The organism is Flagellimonas sp. S3867, assembly GCF_014698935.1.
Classification (GTDB): domain Bacteria; phylum Bacteroidota; class Bacteroidia; order Flavobacteriales; family Flavobacteriaceae; genus Flagellimonas.
This window is the reverse complement of record NZ_JACVMN010000002.1, coordinates 69,494-89,223: the sequence shown is the minus strand read 5'-3', so window position 1 is coordinate 89,223 and position 19,730 is coordinate 69,494. Positions and strand designations below refer to the sequence as shown.

Here is a 19,730-nt window from a genome sequence, read left to right as displayed (position 1 = left end):
TATTCAATTAAAGATTTAACCAATAATTAAGTTTAAGAACAATGGCCCGTTGCCTGGGAATCCTAATATCGGGAAATAACAAACCACCTCTGGGAGAAAGGCTTTCGGCAAAATAATTGTCGGTATACACCAAAAAGAGGTCTGAAACTGGTTTAAAACGCCATTGAAGTCGGGTGTTTATGTTCAGATTTTCTATTTGACTGTTCAATTGTACAAAAGTGGTTAAAAAGAAATTTTTGGTAAACGTAAAATCAAATCGGGTTCCTATCAAGAGTAAATCCGAATCATTGAACCCATCGGGAAGACGAATACGATTATACATAAAATTCAACGAAGCGAATCCCAAGGGTTGATATCGATACGTGAAGGTGCCGCCAATATTGTAAAGGTTCCCATTAAAGTATTCGCCCAATCGAGTTGATAGGTTATAAGAAAGTTTTTTACGGGCATCTGACCGAAAATCAGCTGTTAAATATGAGAATGCATACTCAGAATTTGCTGCCAAGGGCAGGGTGTTCAATCCACTTGGATCAAACGGATTAAGAAGATAAGTGTACTGCCTAAGTGCTGAAAAGTTTAAAATGGCGGTGTTTTTAAAATTCGTCCTATAATTAAAACCATAGTTCCAGTCTAGATCATTAAAATTCCGATTGTTTCCCACCCAATCTGCCGAGATTCCTGGGCCATGGCGTTGAATAGATCCTTTTTTGGGGTATATGTTGAGCCATACTTCTGGATTGGCCTGAAAAATGTTTCTTCTTCTAACAAATCCGACTTCAGGATTGTACCCAGAACCAATACTTTGTAAGGTAAAATTACTTTCCCATCGATAAGAATTATAATTGATGAATCCTCCGGTTGCAAATTCCGATGTGCTGTTGTTTGGGTCAAAAGATTGATGGTAAAAGAATTTGGAGTTCCATGTGTTGTCGTTGGATGCCAAATTAACATCCAGACCCAATGCCCTGTTATATTGTGAGGGGGAAAGATCAAAATCTCCCCCAACAGAATCTGTAAAGGCCTGCTTATTAATGAAAAATACACCCACATTGGAACGAGACAAAAAACGCTGCTGCATTGCGGCCACAAAATAATTGGTAGAAGGCAGTTGAATGGTCTTATTTTCTTCCAATTGTGTATCCAATAGCCCAATTCTCAGATTTTTATTCAATTTCCCGTTAAGTCTAAAACCACCATAAATTCTGTTTTGAAGATTTTGCCCTGTGGAAGTATCCACGCTTACCCCTATACGCCTAGAGAAGAAAGGACGCGTTCCATCTATCCCAAAATTGGCAAATAGATCTGCATTTTCAAGAAAGAACTGCCGTCTTTCAGGAAAGAATATTTCAAACCTGTCTAAATTTGTTACCTGTTGATCCACTTCCACCTGCGAAAAATCAGGATTTACGGTCAAATCCAAGGTCATAGCAGGACCAAGCCCGATTTTGGTGTCCAAGCCAAAATCAAATTCATTAGATGTTGGTGTGTCTTGTTCAAAGTCCTTGGAATTGCGATAAATCCCGTATGGAATCAATGAAATGTTCTTTTTGCTTTGATTTAGAGGTTGGTCCCAGATTAGTTCCTTGGTAAATGCAAGGTTGATGATAAACTGATTTCTTGGAATGCGGGTCCAGGTAGATTGTTCGGCATATTCGCTATCAAAACGATAGAAATTAATGTTCCAAGCGGGGGATCCCTTTTTGTATCGGAGCGTCTTTAAGGGAATGGCCATTTCCACCATCCAAAAACCATCATAAATTTTTGCTTCGGAATACCAGACATTGTCCCATCCAGTCGAAAAAGTACTGGGGCTGGCCAAACTACCACCGTTGGCAATCAAACCCTCTCGTTGTACGCCAAATGGGTTCACTCCGAACAAAAAAGCATTGTTTTTGTCGGCATATGTATCCAATACAATAGAGAAGACATCATTGGCTTCTCCCCTAAAATCTCTACGCAAAGAAGGCGTTACGTATGATCTTTCACCTAAATTGTACATTTTGGCCAGAACATACAGGTAATTTTGGTCATAGATCAATCTTACTTCGGTATCTGCTTGTGCATGTACTGAATCACTTGGGAAGTACTGCCAAAAGTTTTGGGCAACATCTGCAATTTTCCAATCTGCTTCGTCCATTATGGCATCAACAGCTATTTTACCTGAAGCTTTTTTTATATTTAGTGCTTCTTGTGCTTGGCAAAAGCTGTAGGAAAACAATACTGCGGAAGCTAGAATTATAACGTGTTGTTTCATTGATTAGAATTTGTTTTTGAAACTATATAGCTTTGTCCTGAAATACATATGGCATCGGGAGAAGTTGTTATTATTTCAGATATAATTTGGAGAAATATGAATAAGAGAAGTTCCAGAGTCATTAAAAACCTTAAAGGAGAAGACTATCATGGAAAAAGGGTGGAGATAGCGCTGGAAAACTTCTTACTTTATAGTTCTGGGCTTCGAACATCCGAAGCGGTGGAGTTTACCGTTGATGGCGCTGATGATTGGCTGCAGTTTCATTATCAATTATCGGGGAAAACCAATACGCTGATTGTAGAAGAAAACAGGACAATTGGTATTGATTCCAATTCGTTTGCCATTTTATACCAAAAAAGAGGATGCTGTAAGATCAAGTTTCCTAAGAATTGTGTCTATCAAAGTTTTGGGTTTAGGGTGGACCCAAAGTACTTTGTGCATTCCTTTTTAAAGGATTTTAAGGAACTGACGCCTATAAAAAAAGCCATTGAAAACAACAGCTTGTTTTATTTGGATAAGAAATATGCTTCGTTGGACACAAAAACCAGGGAAATTATTAACGAAATTTTGGAGAACCCTTATCAAGGTAGTTTGTATGAAGTGTATGTAAAACATAAGCTTGTGGAGCTTATTTTTTATTCCATTCCTGTATTGCGGGAGAATGCCGAAAAATTGTCACCTGAAAAACCTGTTAAAAGAGAAAATATTGAAAAGGCCAGAGATTTTATGGTTTCCAATCTGGACGAAAAACTTTCCTTAAAGATCATTGCTAAACACGCCGGATTGAACGAGTACACCTTAAAAACCGAGTTCAAAGAACAATTTGGACAGAGCGTTATCGATTTTTTTATTGAGCTGCGGTTAAAACGTGCTTTTGATGATATACAGCATTCTGACAAAAAAATTACTGCAATTGCCTATGAAACAGGTTACTCCAGTGTAGGTAATTTTTCCAATGCTTTTTTTAAAAGATATGGTTTTCGCCCTAGTGAATTGAGAAAGTGAAGGGTGATGAAAATAGAAAGACCAAAGACTGATCTGTGGTTTGCTAATCTCTTTTATTCAGTCAATTTTTTACAACTAAACTCTTTCGCAGGTTAACCATTTCCTTTGAGAAATTGAACAAAGGAATTCCAGGTCACTTGATCATAACAGTAGATAGGCCACTGGGCCACAACTTTGTGGCATTGGAATCTTTTGGACCCTCAAAAGAATTCAGTACATTTAGTAAAATCAACTAGTTCACCTTCAACACCATACATAATCTATAACCATGAATCGTAGAGAAATTATTAAACAACTGGGAATTGTCCCCGTGGCTGGCAGTTTTCTTGCCAGTGAATCTTTATTTGGCAATCCCCTCTCAGAATCCCCACCATATATCCTTGATCCGCTTTCGCCGGATAAGAACATTTACGAATCCATTGGGGTAGAAACCATTATTAATTGCAGAGGTACATTTACAATCCTGGGAGGATCAACAGAACGTCCTCAAGTACTGAAGGCCATGGAGGCGGCTTCTGGATATTTTGTGCAGTACGATGAACTGGCCAATGGAATAGGTCAACGGCTTGCAGCTATTACAAAAGCCCCATGGGGTATGGTTTCGGCGGGTTGCGCAGCTGGGCTAAAGCATGTTACTGCTGCTTGCGTAGCTGGCGGAAATCCTGAAAAACTAATTCAGATTCCTAATCTCAACGGATTGGATAAAACAGAAGTCATCATTCCCCGCTACTCCAGAAATGTATATGATCATGCAGTCCGTAATATTGGTGTCACTGTTATTATGGTGGAAACCGCGGAGGAACTTGAACGGGCTATAAATCCCAAAACGGCAATGATATATGTCAATTCCGGCAGACAATCAGAAACCGGAGAGCCCCTTTCTTTAGAGGTAATCAGTGAGATTGCTAAAGCAAAAAAAATACCGGTCCTTCTCGATGCTGCCGCGGAGAACCTAACAATTCCATGTGTACACCTTGAACGTGGGGCTACCGTAGTGGCATACAGTGGAGGAAAGGCAATTTGTGGCCCGCAATGTGCTGGCTTGCTTCTTGGAGATAAGGAGTTGCTTCTTTCGGCCTGGCAGGCAAGTTCACCTCACCATGGACCAGGTCGTGACAACAAAGTAGGCAAGGAAGAAATGTTGGGCATGCTCGCCGCCGTTGAAGCTTGGACAACCAGAGATCATGATGCTGAATGGGCTACATGGCTTTCATGGCTTGATGAAATCTCGAAGAAGATGTTGAAAATAAAAGGTGTAACAACGGAGGTGCAACAACCACAAGGACGCTCCAATCTTGCTCCTGTATTGCATATAAAATGGAACCCTGATAAATTGCATATCACAGGCGAGGAAATAGCAGAGGAAGTAGCCCGAAATAAACCTAGGATTGCCATTGGTAGTCGCACAAAAGACGAAATCACATCTATAAATATTACACCAAATCAGATGCGCCCTGGAAACGCCAAAGTAGTAGCAAACCGTCTCTATGACATCCTATCGAAGCAGCGTAGCCCTCGCTCAGATAAGATGGAAGCGGCTAAAGTCAATGTTACAGGTCATTGGGAGGTAGAAGTGGAATTTTTTAATAGCAAGAGTACCCATATGCTGTTCCTTGAACAAGACGGTAACTGGATCAAGGGTACACATAAGAGCGATTTTTCCATTCAGGAAGTTGCTGGAATGATTGAAGGAGATGACTTGAAGCTTCGAAGCGACTATCGTATACCGGGGAATTCCATCAGTTATTGGTTTTCTGCGAAAGCTTCCGATGATACGCTGTCGGGTTCTATTTATCTGGGAGAATATCTTACGGCAAAATTCACTGCCAAACGTTCTGCCTATAATGAAGAACATAAGAAAATTGTTATTCCCGGCGGACCACCCTTGGCAACCTAACAATCATAAAACCGGATTTAACATTTACAATATGATTCACCTAAAAGGATTTCAGCAAAAACATTTTATCATCCTATTCCTTTTTTTACTCCCTTCCCTGAGCCTACAGGCTCAAGAACTTGATATCCTTTTAAAAGGGGGACATCTTATTGACCCAAAAAACAATATTAACACCGTTATGGATGTGGGTATTGCTGATGGTAAAATTGCAGAAATAGCACCAAATATTTCCGAGAAAAGAGCAGTAAAACTTATCAATATTGCCGGTTTATACATTACCCCGGGACTCTTGGATATGCACGTACATGTCTTTATGGGTAACGAACCTGGGGTCTATATCGCTAACGGTGCGACCAGCGTAATGCCCGATGGATTTACCTTTAAAGCCGGGGTTACAACCGTTGTGGATGCAGGTTCTTCGGGATGGAGAAACTTTCCTCTTTTTAAAGAACAGACCATAGATAAAGCTAAAACCAGGGTGTTGGCGCTCTTGAATATCGTTGGCACTGGAATGCGGAGTCGTTTTGAAGAGCAAGATGTATCGGATATGAATCCGGTGATGACGGCTCACAGTATTAAGAAATTATATCCGGATATTCTGGTTGGCATCAAAGCCGCTCATTATTGGGGAGATTTCACACAAGTTGACCTTGCCGTTGAAGCAGGTGAAAAAGCAGGTGTCCCGGTAATGGTCGATTTTGGAGAACACGATCCACCAAATTCAATCGAATCACTTTTTATGGAACACCTTCGACCCGGTGATATTTTTACGCATACCTATTCATACGGACCGTCGCAACGTGAAACCATTGTAGATGAAAAAGGAAAAGTAAAGTCTTTTGTCTTTGAAGCACAACAGAAAGGGATTGTTTTCGATTTAGGCCATGGTGGAGGTGCTTTTTCATGGAGGCAGGCTGTGCCAGCAACCGAACAAGGATTTAAAGCAAATGTCATCAGTTCTGATCTCCATACACAAAGTATGAATTCTGGCATGAAGGATCTAAGTAATGTTTTATCAAAATTTATGGCAATGGATGTTCCTTTGACAGATGTTATTTATCGAGCCACTTGGTCACCGGCACAGGTCATTGGAAGACCCGATTTGGGACACCTAAGTATAGGAGCTGAAGCCGACGTAGCCGTGTTCAATTTAAGAGAAGGCAATTTTGGCTTTATCGATGTTCGTGGTATGAAGATAAAAGGAAGCAAAAAATTAGAAACCGAACTTACCATTCGTGCCGGTAAGATTGTTTGGGACTTAAATGGTTTGGCTGCCAAAGATTTTAGAAAGTAGCTTACTTTCACTTCGGGTTGTTTTTATCCGGTATCAAAGCTTGTTGTATGATTTTAAACAACGTGATTAAAAATACGGTCAGAATACTCATACTTTCCACATTGCTTGTAGGGCAAGCACAGGAAATTGACCTCCTAATCAAAAACGGACATGTTTTTGATGCGAAAAACAATCTTGACACCGTATTGGATATTGCTATCACAGATGGCAAAATAGTAAAGGTAGCTCCCGACATCTCGGTTAATGGGGTCAAAAAAGTTGTTGATGCAACTGATCTCTATGTATGTCCCGGATTAATAGACATCCACACACATGTTTTTGTAGGTAGTAAGCCAGGCGTATTTGCTGACGGTATCAATAGCTTGTCTCCCGACGATTTTACCTTTAGAGCAGGGATTACAACCGTTGTTGATGCTGGAACTTCTGGCTGGCGAAATTTTCCGCAGTTTAAAAGTCAGGTAATAGATCAATCAAAAACCCGGGTTTTAGCCTTTTTAAATATCGCAGGCGATGGTATGAGCGGAAATTCTTCCCAGCAGAACATAGATGACATGGATGTCCATAAGACGTCAGAAGTAAGTCGGGAGTATTCCAATCTGATTGTAGGCACCAAAATTGGTCACTTTGAAGGAAAAAGTTGGACACCCTTTGATAAGGCTTTGAAAGTGGGATTGAAAACAGATACTCCACTCTTTGTAGAATGCCATCTACCACAATATTCCTTAAAAGCACAGCTTGATCGTATGCGACCTGGAGACATCATTACCCATTCCTATGAAAATATTTCGGAACGTATGCCAGTTGTTGATGATGAAGGTAAAGTACATCCCTTTGTACTCGAAGCCAAAGAGAAAGGTATTCTGTTCGATGTGGGTCACGGAGGGGCTGGTTTCTGGTTCGATCAAGCCATTCCAGCTTTGGAACAAGGGCTTTGGCCTAATACCTTTGGTACGGATTTGCACCGTTTTAGCATGAATGCAGGAATGAAAGATATGTTGAATGTAATGTCGAAATACTTGAATATGGGGATGCCATTAAATGAAGTGCTCTTAAGAGGAAGCTGGAATCCGGCCCAGGCTATTAAAAGGGAAGACTTGGGACATTTGAGCGTTGGAGCAGAAGCCGATATTGTTTTGCTAAGCCTCAAAAACGGCAAATTTGGTTTTATTGATGCAGCAGGAAACCGGATTGCAGGAAATCGAAAATTTGAAGCCGAACTTACCCTTCGCGCTGGCAAAGTGGTGTGGGATCTTAATGGACTGGCAGCAAAGGATTTTAAAAAGTAAGTAGAAAAACGCAATACAACTTGAACAACACAAAAGGATGAACAGATAATACTCAACATTCAATGAACATCAGTTTAAGACCTCTCATAGTATTTTTAGTTTTTTCAAAAAGGCTCCTTACACTATTGCTGGCCTTAGGTCTGAGTCAATGTAGTTCAGATAAAAAACTCCCTCCTGGAGACCCGGATAATGGAGGGCTGTTTTTACCTGATCAGTTTGAGGCTCTCGTTGTAGCTGACAGCATCGGTCGTGCCAGACATATGGCAGTCAACTATAATGGTGATATCTATGTTAAGTTGAGCTCCTCGGACAGTCTTTATGGTGGGAATGTTGCCCTACGGGATACAACGTACAATGGTAAGGCCGATATTATTAAAAAATTCGGAGCAGTTGAAGCAAAAAGAAGTTACTACGGAACAAGCATGACCCTTCACAAAGACTACTTATATTTTAGCACTGCATTGGCGCTTTATCGATATAAACTTGTTCCGGGAAGCTTGATTCCTGAAGGTGAACCAGAGGTAGTCTTGAGCGATGATCACGAGCATGGCATACATTGGCATATAACCAAACCCGTGTCCTTCGATGACAAAGGTTTTATGTATGTGCCATTTGGAACTCCATCCAACGCGTGCCAGGACCTTGCTGAGACACCAAATGGCGCTACTGGCGGGATAGGGCTTGATCCCTGTCCTGAACTTGAGTTACATGGAGGAATTTGGCGATTTGATGCCAATAAAACTGGATTGCATCAAGAAGACGGTTACCGATTTGCCACAGGTATACGAAGTGTTGTAGCCATGGATTGGAATCCAGCTGATAAACATTTGTACGTTGTAATGCACGGTCGCGATAACCTTTATAGCCTATTTCCAAACACCTTTACACCATGGGAGAGCGCATTACTTCCGTCAGAAGAGTTTCTTCAGATTAAAGAAGGAGCGGATTATGGATGGCCTTATTGTTATTATGATCAGATTAAAGAAAAGAAGGTATTGGCACCTGAATATGGTGGAGATGGAGAAATAATTGGCCGCTGCGAAGAAATGAATGTGCCGGTGATGGGATTTCCGGGCCACTGGGCTCCGAACGACCTATTGTTTTATAACGGAGATCAATTTCCGGAGCACTACAAAAATGGTGCTTTTATTGCTTTTCATGGGTCCACTAACAGAGCACCCTACCCACAGTCTGGATATTTTGTGTGTTTTGTGCCCTTTGAAAATGGAATACCTAAAGGGGATTGGGAGGTTTTTGCGGATGGCTTCCCTGGGGTAGACCAAATTGTGAATACGAGCGATGCCCAATACCGGCCTGTGGGACTTGCAGAAGGCCCAGACGGTTCCCTATACATCGCAGAATCTAAAAAAGGGAAGATATGGCGGGTAATGTATAAAGGAGACAAAAAGAAATTCGGGGTATCCCAACTAGCTAAAATGGAACAACGGAAATCCCAATCCCACATCCGTATGCCTCACCAAATTGATGATGATCTTCAAAAAAACTTGACTTTGGGACAAAAAAAATACAACACTTTCTGTGGTAACTGTCACCAGCAAGATGGCAAAGGAGCCGTTGGTAGATTTCCCCCGCTTAAGCATACCGATTGGGTACTTGGAGACAAAGAAAGGTTAATAGATCTTGTCTTAAATGGATTGCAAGGTGAAATTGATGTAAATGGAGAAGTTTACAATGGGGTCATGCCCCCCAGCTCCTTTTTGAGCGATGAGGAAATTGCGAACATACTTAGCTATATCCGACAGAATTTTGGCAATAAGGCTGAAAAAATTAGCATTTCAGAGGTGAAAGCAGTTAGGGATAGTTCTGTTGAACGCAAATAAAAAGAAATAATAAATTAGGGGATAAAGACGGATTTCTTTGAATAATCCGAAAGAATTATTGACGTATTTGGCTGACCATAAGTTGTTAATCTGTCAATTAAATTTTCCAATGCATCATTATTTCGTAAAGCCGCTTTTAAATAAACACAGTATTCTCCAGTTACTTTTATGCACTCAAATATTTCTGGAAAATCTTCAAGCTTGGAAGCAAATGCTTTAAAACGATTGGAATCGATCTTTAAAGCGATATTGGCTTGAATATGATAATCGAGCTTCGCAAGGTTTAATTTAACGGAGTACCCCGTAATCAATCCCAATTCTTCCATTTTTTGAATTCTTTCAGCCACAGATGGCGCTGATAAACCCACTTTTCGCCCAATCTCAACAAATGAACTTCTTCCATTCTCTGTTAAAGCTTTCAGTATTCTTTTGTTTATAGAGTCCATTTGCCAATTATCAATTTAATTTAAGGCAAAAATATGAAAATACGATAGATTCAAAGGTGTATAATATGATGTACAGTATAAATTTGAAAAAACTTAGAAAAAGAATGAATTATAACATTGCACAAATTAATGTTGCAAGAATGATTGGGGTGAACATTGAAGACCCCGTTATGAAAGAGTTCGTGGATAATCTGGATAAGGTCAACCAACTAGCTGAAAATAGCGAGGGATTCGTTTGGAGATTAAAAGATGAGTCCAACAATGCTGCAAGTTTTAACCCATTCAATGACGAGCAAGTCATCATAAATATTTCGGTTTGGAAAAATATTACTTCACTTGAAAACTTCATCTACCAAACATTCCATACCGAATTCCTGAAGCGAAGAAAGGAATGGTTCAACAAATATGGAAAAACGCACTTTGCCTTATGGTGGACTAGGGAAGTAGATTTTCCAACTATTGAAGAATCAATAGATAGATTGGAGCATTTACAAATAAACGGACCATCGGAAAGAGCTTTTAATTTTAAGGTAAAGTTCCCCAGTCCTAATGAGTTGTAATTAATATCAATTGCCAATAACTTATTGAATGACAAGCCCTGAATGGGTTTTCAAGAAAAGTAAAGCATAAAAAAGGATCGTTGTTATATGATCCTTTTTTAATTAAGACTTAGTAGAGGGAACAGGAATTCCTTCGGCTTCGCTCAGGATTAACTTCTCGTACTGTTGATATGTGCCATAAAAAAAAGTCACAACCTTGGATGGTCATGACTTTCTGTTTAGTAGCGGGAACAGGACTCGAACCTGTGACCTTCGGGTTATGAGAATTTACGTTAAAATTTCGAATTAATACAAAATAACTGAAAATCAATTAGTTAATCAATTTTTAATTAATAATAATATCAAAAAATATCAATTAAAAGCGTAAAATGTTGTACCTATGTTGTACCCAGGATTTTGTACCTTTAAAAAAAGGAACAGAATATGGCGACGGTTCAGGCAGTTTTAAGGAAAAAAAGGAATGCGCAAAATTTGTTTCCAATTGCCATTCGAATTATCAAAGACCGAAGGGCCTCTTTTATTTCTATTGGCCAATATATAGACCAAAAATATTGGGATGAAAAAAATAGGAGGGTCAGAAAATCACATCCAAATTCATCTAGGATAAATCATTTGATTTTAACAAAACTTACCCAAGCAAATGATAAATTACTTGAAGCTGAAATAAATGAGGACGTTATTTCAGCATCCCACATTAGAGAAAATGTTAAAGGGACTAACAAATTGGATTTTTTTGGAGTAGCTGAACTACACCTTGAAAATCTTCAAAATGCGGAAAAATACCGCCAATATCAAACCCAAAAAGGACGAATCGAAAAGTTCAAGAAGTTTACGGGGCAAAATATCTTACATTTTAAAGAGATTACAGTTTTTCTGCTTAAGAACTTTGAAAGTTATATCCTCAATCAGGAGAAAAGAAAACCACGCACCGCGGTGAATTATATGATTTTGATTCGGAAGATTTTCAACCTAGCTATATCAGAAGGCATAACAGAACGGACTTCCTATCCATTTGGAAAAGGAAAAATTCAAATACGTATTCCTGAATCAGAGAAAATAGGATTGTCCATAGAAGAAGTGAAAAAAATGGAAAATGCTCGGGGGTTGACCGAGGCACAACAACATGCCGTGAATGTTTGGTTAACAAGTTTTTATTTTGCCGGAATTAGGGTGAGTGATGTTTTGCAACTTAAATGGTCTGATTTTAAAGATGGTCGGTTGCAATACAGGATGAATAAAAACCAAAAGCTGGTGTCTCTCAAAGTTCCTAAAAAAGCACAATTGCTAATAGATCAATATGCAGATTTATCTTCAAATAAGGATAATCTGATTTTTCCTTACCTAAAAGGAACGGACTTTAACAATGTAAAGGAGACACTTGTTAGGGTCAGAACTGTCACAAGAACTTTGAATAGAAGGTTGCAGCTAGTTTCAAATCACCTGAAGATTAACAAAAAGTTGAGTATGCACATAGCCAGGCATACTTTTGGAAACATATCTGGAGATAAAATACCTATTCAGATGCTACAGAAGTTATATCGACATTCTTCCATTACTACGACGGTTGCTTACCAAGCCAGTTTCATGAAAAAAGATACGGACGATGCTTTGGACAGGGTTGTGAATTTTTAGAACACTTAATAGGTCCCAAATTCTTACCTCAAAACTTTGTGCATGGATCCTGTTCCGATTTTATAGCATTCGGAAAGATACGCGTAAAGAAAAATTGGAATAGGGCACACAACCTATCCATCTGACCAAAAGAAGTTGGTTTGGTAGTGTTCAAGATTCGGGATACGAAGTAGACCAATTTTGAACAGCGAGAGGGTAGCACGCTAAAGCGATGCTACGTTGTCCAATTTCTGCCCCAAAGGCCAGTAAAATCAGTACTTTTACTAATTTTTAATTACAAACAAAGCATTCTGTTTTTTGTTGTAAAAACTCTGAAAACCCCTGAAAACATTGAAAAATTTTGTTGCAAAAACGCAAAATAGGATGTTTTTGGATGGTAATCTTTGGTCCGCTCAATTTTTTTGAAAGCTGCTGTAGATGGCTAGGTGATTTTTTGATGAAATTGGGTCAAATCCTCTCGAGTGTCCCATAAACAGAAGTAAAAGTTGACCCATTTTCGTTTTGAAATGGAAGTTTTGCCTCGCTCAGTAGTATTAGTTTGGCAAGGTTTGGGACGCTTGCAGCGCAAAACTCTGTTTTGCTCGCTGAATTTTATCGAAATGCAATTTTTATCATGGCATTGGGAGTTATGCCCAAGGAGCCTTGCAGCACTTTCTGTGCGTTTTGCTGGGCACTCAATCGGTAAAATGTATTGATAGGATTTTCCCTGTCCAGCACATTCCAAATGGATAAACCTGCTTGTAGTCTCATTTTCTTTCCAAGCTCCATTTTATAGATTGCCGAAACATCGAGTCGTACATAATCTTCCAATTGACTTCCATTGGCTTCAGCATAATTAATTTGGTCATTCACAACTTCATTTCCTGTAATCGATGAGGTAAATGGCTTTCCGGTTCTCCAATTGACTCCTGCTGCCATATGTAATTTTTGCGTCGAAAAGGTGATTCCCGATGAAACGGAATGGGTAATATCAAAATTACTTCGGAAATGAGTTTCTTCAAGTTCCGCAAAAGTGTATTGGCTATACAAATAGCCATAGCTCAACCACATATTCCAATTTTGCAATTGTTTTCTCAATAATAGTTCAATTCCATTTGCATCATATTTCCCTGAGGTGCGGACAAACTCGTAGCGGTCCAAAAATCCTTGGCTTTGTGTTGTGATTCCTTCCACCTCCTTGATAAACCCGACAGCATTGACCAGCCAACCATCCTCTTTATAGCTTAGGCCCAAAGAACCTTGTTTGCTCTTTATGATGGGAATATTGGCATCATTGGAAAGTTGCCAACGTCTTTTTTCAATCCCCAAAAAGTCATTTTGAAAATTGATGACCTGAGATGTGTTCTGATGCTTGAATTCCCCCAACAATTCCAAATTGAATACATCGAGAATTTTTTGGTTAAGGCTCAACCTTGGCTCCCAAAGCTGCTTTTGGTATTTGTCGAGGTAATTAAAACGAACCCCGGCATTGATAATGGTCTCCTTGTTGGTCGTCGACCAGTTTACTTCTGTGAACAAACCATGGGTCCGCAATACTTCACCATCCAACCTTCTAAAAATGGGATTATCCACATCGTCCAGATTGGTGACCTTGGTCTCGGTAAAATGGTAGCCGTTGTTCCAGCCCAAATTTTCGGAAAAAGTAGATTTGGCCATGGCGCGAACCCCGGTTTCTGACACTTTGTTTTCTTGCAAAAAGCGTTGGTCCTGCAGTATATTGGCATTGATGGCCCTAAGCTTATAGTCGGTTTCGTAAACAGAAAGTTCGGTGGTAAAATTGGGTTTCCACTGTCTGGAGTAATAAAAACCACCTGCGATACTGCTTTGGTCCAGGCGACTTTCCTTTATTTCTTCGCTCCCATCAAAGATGGCATTCTCGTCAAAGGCGACCTCATTGGCCGTGTAAATAAAATTCAGCCGTACAAAATCCTTGTCACTGGGCCGATAGAGCAGTCTAAGCGAAGTATCATAAAAATCGAAACCAACATTGGAATTTGTAACGGATTCCACATTGCTGTCAATCTCAGTGTTACGTGTTATCCTATTGAAATATTCCGAATATGTCGGAGTTTCAAAAAAGTCGCTTATTGCCTTTCTGGCCGCAACTTGAATGGATGCATTTTTCCCCAAAGGTGCATCCACAAATCCATTTATGTCTATAAGGTTGATACCAATGCTGCTATTAAAGTTAGGGTTGATATTTTTGTCGGTGGACATGGCAATGGTGCCCGAAACCCCATCCGTAAATGCCGTTGAAGTACCATTTTTTTGCAAGGTCACTTTTTGGGTTATCTGCGGATTGTACATGGAAATCAACCCAAAAAAATGGCCGGATTGGTACATTTTAATGCCGTCCCAGAGTATAAGGTTCTGGTCATTGCTTCCACCACGTATATTGATGTTGGAAACGGTCTCATCAATGCTCTGAATACCAGGAAGGGCCTGTACCGATTGTAAAACATCTTCTTCCACCAGCCCTGGGAGTATCGAAAAACGGTCAAAATCCAAAAGAAAGGCTCCGTTATCCAGTTTATCCAATCCTCTAATTAAATAATCGGACAATACAATTTCCGGTAACAACTGTTGCTCGGGAACCAAGTGAATGGTCCCACAATCCCCAGTTTTAAAAAACCGATATTCCCGTCTAACGGTCTTATGCCCAAAATGTCTGATCAAGATCAAATCCGATGCGTTCGCCACAGGAAGTTCAAAATAGCCATTTTCGTCGGACACCGTGCCACCTTTAGAGGACTGTAAAGTGACATAGGGCAAAGGTTCCCCGCTATCTTTGTCACGGATAAACCCGCAAAGCCGTAATGGTTTTGCTTTTATGGTGATTACCTGATTGGAAATAAAATCGAAATCAAGACCTGTTCGGTTTTTTAAAAATTCGATTACACCCTGAAGGCCAAGTTCAGTATCTGGTTTGGCTATTTTTATGTTCTCGATAAGTTCTGAAGCATAGTTGAACCGGACTTGATAGCGCTTTTGGAGTTCTGCTAGGACATTCAACAAGGGCTCCTCTGTTTCGGTCTGCTGACCAAAGAAAGGGATACTGAAAAGTATTGTCGATATATGGAAAAGAAGAATTAGTCTATTTTTCACGAGGCTTTACCCTAACTTTATCGGTTGCTATAAATTCATAGTCCAAGTTTAAGGGTTCAGTTATCGATTTTAGGGCATTTTCCAAATTATCATGTACAAATCCACCAGAGAAAAGTTGTTTGGTGTTTACATTTTCCAGAGCCACTCCCACTTTGTACTGCCTTTCCAGTTCGGCGAAAACCTCAGAAACTTCAACTCTTTGAAAATTACTGATATTTTTGGTCCATTGGGCAACAGAAAAGGTGTTTTTTCCTTTGGAGATACTTCCATTAAAAAATCTAAGGTTATCCCCCTCGAGCAAGGTGGCCTCATGTGCTCCAGCAACAACCTGTACCTTGCCTTCAAAGCATCTTACCTCAAACAAGTTTTTCCTTTGCTTTACATTGAACTCGGTTCCCAAAACAGTTACGGTTCCCGATGTGGTCACTACATTAAACTTGGAGCCTTTGGCCACATCAAAAAATGCCTCTCCTTCCAAAGTTATTTCCCTTTTTTGATTCCATTTCTTCTCGTTATAGGCAATTTCTGATAAAGCATTTACATGTATCGTGGAAGCATCAGGGAGTGTAACTGTTACTTTTTCGCCAATGTGGGTTTCAACGGTTGTCAGGTTTTCATAAATGAAAAGGTAATACATTGAGAATCCCACCACAAAAATGCTGGCTATCCTCATTAACGGCCTTATCCAGCGGATTTTGGCATCTTGTGGTTTAGCCAACTCCAAATGTTTTTTGAACTGTTGGTAGCCGTCCATCTTGGAAAACCTCGATGCCTTAAAGGCAGAAGCATTCTCCACGATACCCTTTAAATAAGGGGCGTCGTCCATGGCTTCAAAAGCTTTGGACTCTTCCGTAGAAAGCTCATCAGCCAACCATTTTTCGATCAAGTAGTCCTTGTCCATAAAACATGCATTTTATTATATAACAACCAAAATCCTATTTTTCCTGATTATTTTATTCTAAATCCTTCCAATTCTTTTTTTAAAGTATTGAAAGCGGCATAAATTCTGTACTCTACCACCTTTCTGGTCACGCCCAACATTTGTGCGATTTCCTCATGTCGTTTTCCTTCCACCTTGTTCAACAAAAATGCAGTCCGCTGCTCCTCGGTCAATTTTGATAGCACTTCCTGATACTTTTTAAAGTACTCTTCCTGCTCCAAAATAAAATCGGGAGATTCATTGGTATGCTGTTTGGGTTTTGTGGACTGATATCTTAAAACAACTTTTTGATGTTTGATGTCGTTGAGCATCAAATTGTTCGCAACGGTGAACAAAAAGGATTTGGCTTTGTCCACTGTCACCTTTTTGCAGTTTTCCCAAAGTTTTATGAAAGCTTCCTGGGTCTTATCGTTGGGATTGAGCTGTTCACCATATTTATAATAGAGGTAATCGTGAAGGTTGCCCGATAGCCTTTCATAAAGACTGGAAAACACGGTTTCTTCACAAATATCTTTATGTAGTTCCTTTTTCAAATGGGTAGGTTTGGTTTATTCCAAATGTATAAAATCTATTTTTTTCATTTTTTTTCGGGAATTTTTAAATCAAGGTTGTTCTATACATAAATACTTGTCATCAAAAACTTAAACGCTATGAATGAAATTTGGAAAAGATTGATGCTCCTTGGCCTATTGGCCCTGTTCCTATTGGTCGCTTCATGTCGGGAAGAAGAATCGGTTTTGATCGAAGGACCCCAGGAAGATACCCTTAAATCGAATTCAACTGTTGCAGGCCTTTTGCAAAATACGGCCACAAAAGATGGCTCTCATGACAACATAATAGACAATGCCAGCTGTATCAGTGTCCAATTCCCGGTAACCGTAACGGCCAATGGCATTGAGATTATTGTTGATTCCGATGCGGATCTTGATGATATAGAGGATGTTTTTGATGAATTTGATGATGACGACGATATCTTGGAAATCGCTTTCCCCATCACCATAACCCTGGCCGATTTTTCTGAGGTTGTCATCGCAAATGCAGATGAATTTGAAAGCTTTGTGGACGATTGTGTCGGAGAGAACGAATTTGATGACGATATCGAGTGTGCCGACATTAAATATCCGGTTACGGCCTCTGTTTTTAATTCCAGTAACGAAATCATCGATACCATTACCATTTCCAACGATGAAACCCTTTATAAATTTATAGATGACTTGGATGAGGATGACGTTGTAAGTGTCAATTTCCCCATTACCGTTATTTTGTTTGACGGGACAGAGGTACAAGCTTTAGATTTGGATGCACTTGAAAATATCTTGGAAGATGCCAGGGATGATTGCGATGAGGATGATGACAATGATTTTAACGATGATGACTGTGATAATTGTACCACAAACCAACTTTCAGATGCTTTGACAGGCTGTTCTGATTGGAACGTTGACAAGTTGGAGCGCAACGACCAGGATTTGGAGGACCAATACACGGCATATGTCTTCAACTTTATGACAGATGGAACATTGAGTGCCGTATCCAATACCGATTCGTTTGCGGGAACATGGGAGGCCAGCGGGTCGGGGAATACCATTGCGGTGATCATAAATATTCCCAACCTATCCGATTTCAATGCCACTTGGAACTTGCACGAAATAAAACAAGGTGATGTTGATTTTAGATTGGGAGATGATCGTTTGAGGTTCAGGAGTGATTGTACTTCCAATGGTGGGGGCACCGGAGGTATTGATGATACGGCACTTGTTCAGGCACTGACCAATGGCGACTGGTATGTGACCAACTATTTTGACGATGTGGATGAAACTGCACTTTTTGATGGGATGGTCTTCAATTTTTCTTCCGATGGGTCGGCGACTGCTGATGATTCTGGAGCTATAACCAATGGAACCTGGTCTACGGGTTCGGGTGACGAGACGGAACTTGAACTCAACCTGAACTTCGGTACGGATGCTCCGTTCGATGAACTGTTGGAAGATTGGGATGTTTTGGAAGCTACGGATGACATCATTCGATTAAAAGATATCAGTGGAGGAGATGGTACTACGGACTTTCTCACTTTTGAGCGAAACGCATCAAGCAATGGCAATGGTGGAGTGGATTTGGCGGCCGTGATTGTGGACGGCATCTGGATCGTCTCAACCTATCTTGATGATGGTGTTGATGAGACCAACAACTTCAATGCTTACACTTTTAATTTTAGTACCGATGGTTCAGTAACCGCAGATAACGGTAGTGCGACCAACGGTACTTGGTCCGCTGAAAATGGCGAGAACAAATTTGTGTTGGACTTTGGTGTCGTATCTCCTTTGGATGAGTTCAACGATGATTGGGACGTAATCTCAGTTACCGATACCCAATTGGAACTACGTGATGTGAGTGGTGGCAGTGGTGCTACGGACACCTTGATTTTTTCAAAACAATAAACCCAAAATAGAATACTATGAAAAAGTACATTTTAAATCTTGGAATTTTAATGCTTGCCCTATGGGCAACCTCCTGCACAACAGATGGCGAAAACGATGAAGCGGCCAATCTGGCGCAATTACAGGCTGATGTGGAGGAAATTACCAATACGGCAACTTCCGACACTTGGTCGGTGACAAACTTTGTTGATTCAGGAAAAAATGAGACCGCAAACTTTGATGGATATGGTTTTAGCTTTAATATCGATGGAAGTCTGGTGGCCGAAAATGGAAATACCACGGTAACGGGAACTTGGTCCGTGACCATTGATGATGACTCCAGCGACGATTCCGATGACGATAGCTCAAATAATAATATTGAAGACGATTGTAATGGTTGTACGGTGGAACAACTTGTAGGAGTTTTATCGGGATGTTCCGATTGGTTTGTTGAAAAACTCGAAAGAGGAAGCAACAATGACCTAGAAGACAATTTTGTAGGCTATGATTTCAACTTTTCGTCGGATGGTGCCGTAACTGTCACAACGGGCTCGGATAGCTATTCAGGTACTTGGGAAGCTTCGGGCAGCGGAAACAACATTCAAGTGGTCTTGAGCATAGCCGACCTGACCGACATACCCGATACATGGACCCTCCATGAAATTGAACTGTACAATGGTGAATCGAATGTAGACCTAAGAATCAATGGTGAAGACCGGTTACGTTTTAGAAATGGCTGTACCCTTGGTAATTTCAATGAGGGACAGACCACAGGTGAGATTGATTTTAATATTTTCTTCGCCTCCCCGGCCGATTTTGCCGAGCTTTCCGAAGACTGGAACATTGTTTCCTTTTCGGCGAATAAGATTGAGCTGATCCATGAAAGTGGTGGTGATGGCGATACGGACCTATTGACTTTTGAAAAATAAGTGCCCCAATTCTTAATTGGCAAATCCAGCCGTTAAAAAATGGAATGAGGTTTCCCCTGCTATGGAGAAGAAGGTTGGTTGCCGCCCCAAACTATTACTTGGGGCGGTTTTTTTATATTTAAGGTCA

At 40.3% G+C, this 19,730-nt stretch carries 14 protein-coding genes; 9 read left to right on the top strand and 5 right to left on the bottom strand.

Annotated elements, in window-relative coordinates:
- Nucleotides 1–7: 7 nt before the first annotated feature.
- Nucleotides 8–2,254, bottom strand: a complete 2,247-nt coding sequence (locus tag IAG46_RS08115) for a DUF5916 domain-containing protein (protein ID WP_190809854.1) — start codon at nucleotides 2,252–2,254, stop codon at nucleotides 8–10.
- A gap of 96 nt (nucleotides 2,255–2,350) precedes the next feature.
- Between IAG46_RS08115 and IAG46_RS08110 the strand changes: the two genes are divergently transcribed.
- The 5 genes from IAG46_RS08110 to IAG46_RS08090 all read left to right on the top strand — a co-directional run bounded on the left by IAG46_RS08110 (nucleotide 2,351) and on the right by IAG46_RS08090 (nucleotide 9,577).
- Nucleotides 2,351–3,259 (top strand): AraC family transcriptional regulator, encoded by a 909-nt coding sequence (locus IAG46_RS08110; RefSeq protein ID WP_190809853.1) that lies wholly within the window; start codon nucleotides 2,351–2,353, stop codon nucleotides 3,257–3,259.
- Nucleotides 3,260–3,527: 268 nt separating this feature from the next.
- Nucleotides 3,528–5,156 (top strand): aminotransferase class V-fold PLP-dependent enzyme, encoded by a 1,629-nt coding sequence (locus tag IAG46_RS08105; RefSeq protein WP_190809852.1) that lies wholly within the window; start codon nucleotides 3,528–3,530, stop codon nucleotides 5,154–5,156.
- Nucleotides 5,104–6,450, top strand: coding sequence for an amidohydrolase/deacetylase family metallohydrolase (locus tag IAG46_RS08100; protein WP_223826629.1), 1,347 nt, complete (start codon nucleotides 5,104–5,106; stop codon nucleotides 6,448–6,450). The genes IAG46_RS08105 and IAG46_RS08100 overlap by 53 nt, the downstream gene beginning before the upstream one ends.
- 47 nt (nucleotides 6,451–6,497) lie before the next feature.
- Nucleotides 6,498–7,736, top strand: coding sequence for an amidohydrolase/deacetylase family metallohydrolase (locus IAG46_RS08095; protein WP_190809851.1), 1,239 nt, complete (start codon nucleotides 6,498–6,500; stop codon nucleotides 7,734–7,736).
- Nucleotides 7,737–7,798: 62 nt separating this feature from the next.
- Nucleotides 7,799–9,577, top strand: a complete 1,779-nt coding sequence (locus IAG46_RS08090) for a c-type cytochrome (RefSeq protein WP_190809850.1) — start codon at nucleotides 7,799–7,801, stop codon at nucleotides 9,575–9,577.
- 14 nt (nucleotides 9,578–9,591) lie between these two features.
- On the opposite strand, the gene IAG46_RS08085 is transcribed toward IAG46_RS08090, so the two are convergent.
- A complete protein-coding gene (locus IAG46_RS08085; protein WP_190809849.1) occupies nucleotides 9,592–10,023 on the bottom strand; it encodes an Lrp/AsnC family transcriptional regulator in 432 nt (143 codons plus the stop codon).
- Between the two features lie 104 nt (nucleotides 10,024–10,127).
- Here IAG46_RS08085 and IAG46_RS08080 point away from each other — a divergent pair, with 104 nt between their 5' ends.
- Together IAG46_RS08080 and IAG46_RS08075 are read left to right on the top strand one after the other, a co-directional pair.
- Nucleotides 10,128–10,583 (top strand): DUF3291 domain-containing protein, encoded by a 456-nt coding sequence (locus tag IAG46_RS08080; protein ID WP_190809848.1) that lies wholly within the window; start codon nucleotides 10,128–10,130, stop codon nucleotides 10,581–10,583.
- A gap of 423 nt (nucleotides 10,584–11,006) precedes the next feature.
- Nucleotides 11,007–12,215 carry a site-specific integrase gene (locus tag IAG46_RS08075; RefSeq protein ID WP_190809847.1) on the top strand — a complete coding sequence of 403 codons (1,209 nt, stop codon included), beginning with the start codon at nucleotides 11,007–11,009 and terminating at the stop codon, nucleotides 12,213–12,215.
- 591 nt (nucleotides 12,216–12,806) lie between these two features.
- On the opposite strand, the gene IAG46_RS08070 is transcribed toward IAG46_RS08075, so the two are convergent.
- Genes IAG46_RS08070 through IAG46_RS08060 form a run of 3 tightly spaced genes read right to left on the bottom strand, consistent with a single transcriptional unit; the run spans nucleotide 12,807 to nucleotide 16,793 of the window.
- A complete protein-coding gene (locus IAG46_RS08070; protein WP_190809846.1) occupies nucleotides 12,807–15,320 on the bottom strand; it encodes a TonB-dependent receptor plug domain-containing protein in 2,514 nt (837 codons plus the stop codon).
- Nucleotides 15,310–16,221 (bottom strand): FecR family protein, encoded by a 912-nt coding sequence (locus IAG46_RS08065; protein WP_190809845.1) that lies wholly within the window; start codon nucleotides 16,219–16,221, stop codon nucleotides 15,310–15,312. The genes IAG46_RS08070 and IAG46_RS08065 overlap by 11 nt, the downstream gene beginning before the upstream one ends.
- Nucleotides 16,222–16,268: 47 nt before the next feature.
- Nucleotides 16,269–16,793, bottom strand: coding sequence for an RNA polymerase sigma factor (locus tag IAG46_RS08060; protein WP_190809844.1), 525 nt, complete (start codon nucleotides 16,791–16,793; stop codon nucleotides 16,269–16,271).
- A 117-nt stretch (nucleotides 16,794–16,910) separates the two neighbouring features.
- Here IAG46_RS08060 and IAG46_RS08055 point away from each other — a divergent pair, with 117 nt between their 5' ends.
- The gene (locus IAG46_RS08055) at nucleotides 16,911–18,695 is read left to right on the top strand and encodes a hypothetical protein (RefSeq protein WP_190809843.1); all 1,785 of its coding nucleotides are present in this window, start codon (nucleotides 16,911–16,913) and stop codon (nucleotides 18,693–18,695) included.
- Nucleotides 18,696–18,712: 17 nt separating this feature from the next.
- Nucleotides 18,713–19,603: a hypothetical protein gene (locus IAG46_RS08050; protein WP_190809842.1), complete on the top strand. Its 891-nt coding sequence runs from the start codon at nucleotides 18,713–18,715 to the stop codon at nucleotides 19,601–19,603.
- Nucleotides 19,604–19,730: the final 127 nt, after the last annotated feature.

Bases quoted from the DNA above. Each gene is read 5' to 3' on its own strand.
- IAG46_RS08075 (WP_190809847.1), top strand. From the start codon at position 11,007: ATGGCGACGGTTCAGGCAGTTTTAAGGAAAAAAAGGAATGCGCAAAAT.
- IAG46_RS08055 (WP_190809843.1), top strand. From the start codon at position 16,911: ATGAATGAAATTTGGAAAAGATTGATGCTCCTTGGCCTATTGGCCCTG.
- IAG46_RS08100 (WP_223826629.1), top strand. From the start codon at position 5,104: ATGAAGAACATAAGAAAATTGTTATTCCCGGCGGACCACCCTTGGCAA.
- IAG46_RS08050 (WP_190809842.1), top strand. From the start codon at position 18,713: ATGAAAAAGTACATTTTAAATCTTGGAATTTTAATGCTTGCCCTATGG.
- IAG46_RS08085 (WP_190809849.1), bottom strand. From the start codon at position 10,023: ATGGACTCTATAAACAAAAGAATACTGAAAGCTTTAACAGAGAATGGA.
- IAG46_RS08110 (WP_190809853.1), top strand. From the start codon at position 2,351: ATGAATAAGAGAAGTTCCAGAGTCATTAAAAACCTTAAAGGAGAAGAC.
- IAG46_RS08090 (WP_190809850.1), top strand. From the start codon at position 7,799: ATGAACATCAGTTTAAGACCTCTCATAGTATTTTTAGTTTTTTCAAAA.
- IAG46_RS08065 (WP_190809845.1), bottom strand. From the start codon at position 16,221: ATGGACAAGGACTACTTGATCGAAAAATGGTTGGCTGATGAGCTTTCT.
- IAG46_RS08095 (WP_190809851.1), top strand. From the start codon at position 6,498: ATGATTTTAAACAACGTGATTAAAAATACGGTCAGAATACTCATACTT.
- IAG46_RS08080 (WP_190809848.1), top strand. From the start codon at position 10,128: ATGAATTATAACATTGCACAAATTAATGTTGCAAGAATGATTGGGGTG.
- IAG46_RS08105 (WP_190809852.1), top strand. From the start codon at position 3,528: ATGAATCGTAGAGAAATTATTAAACAACTGGGAATTGTCCCCGTGGCT.
- IAG46_RS08115 (WP_190809854.1), bottom strand. From the start codon at position 2,254: ATGAAACAACACGTTATAATTCTAGCTTCCGCAGTATTGTTTTCCTAC.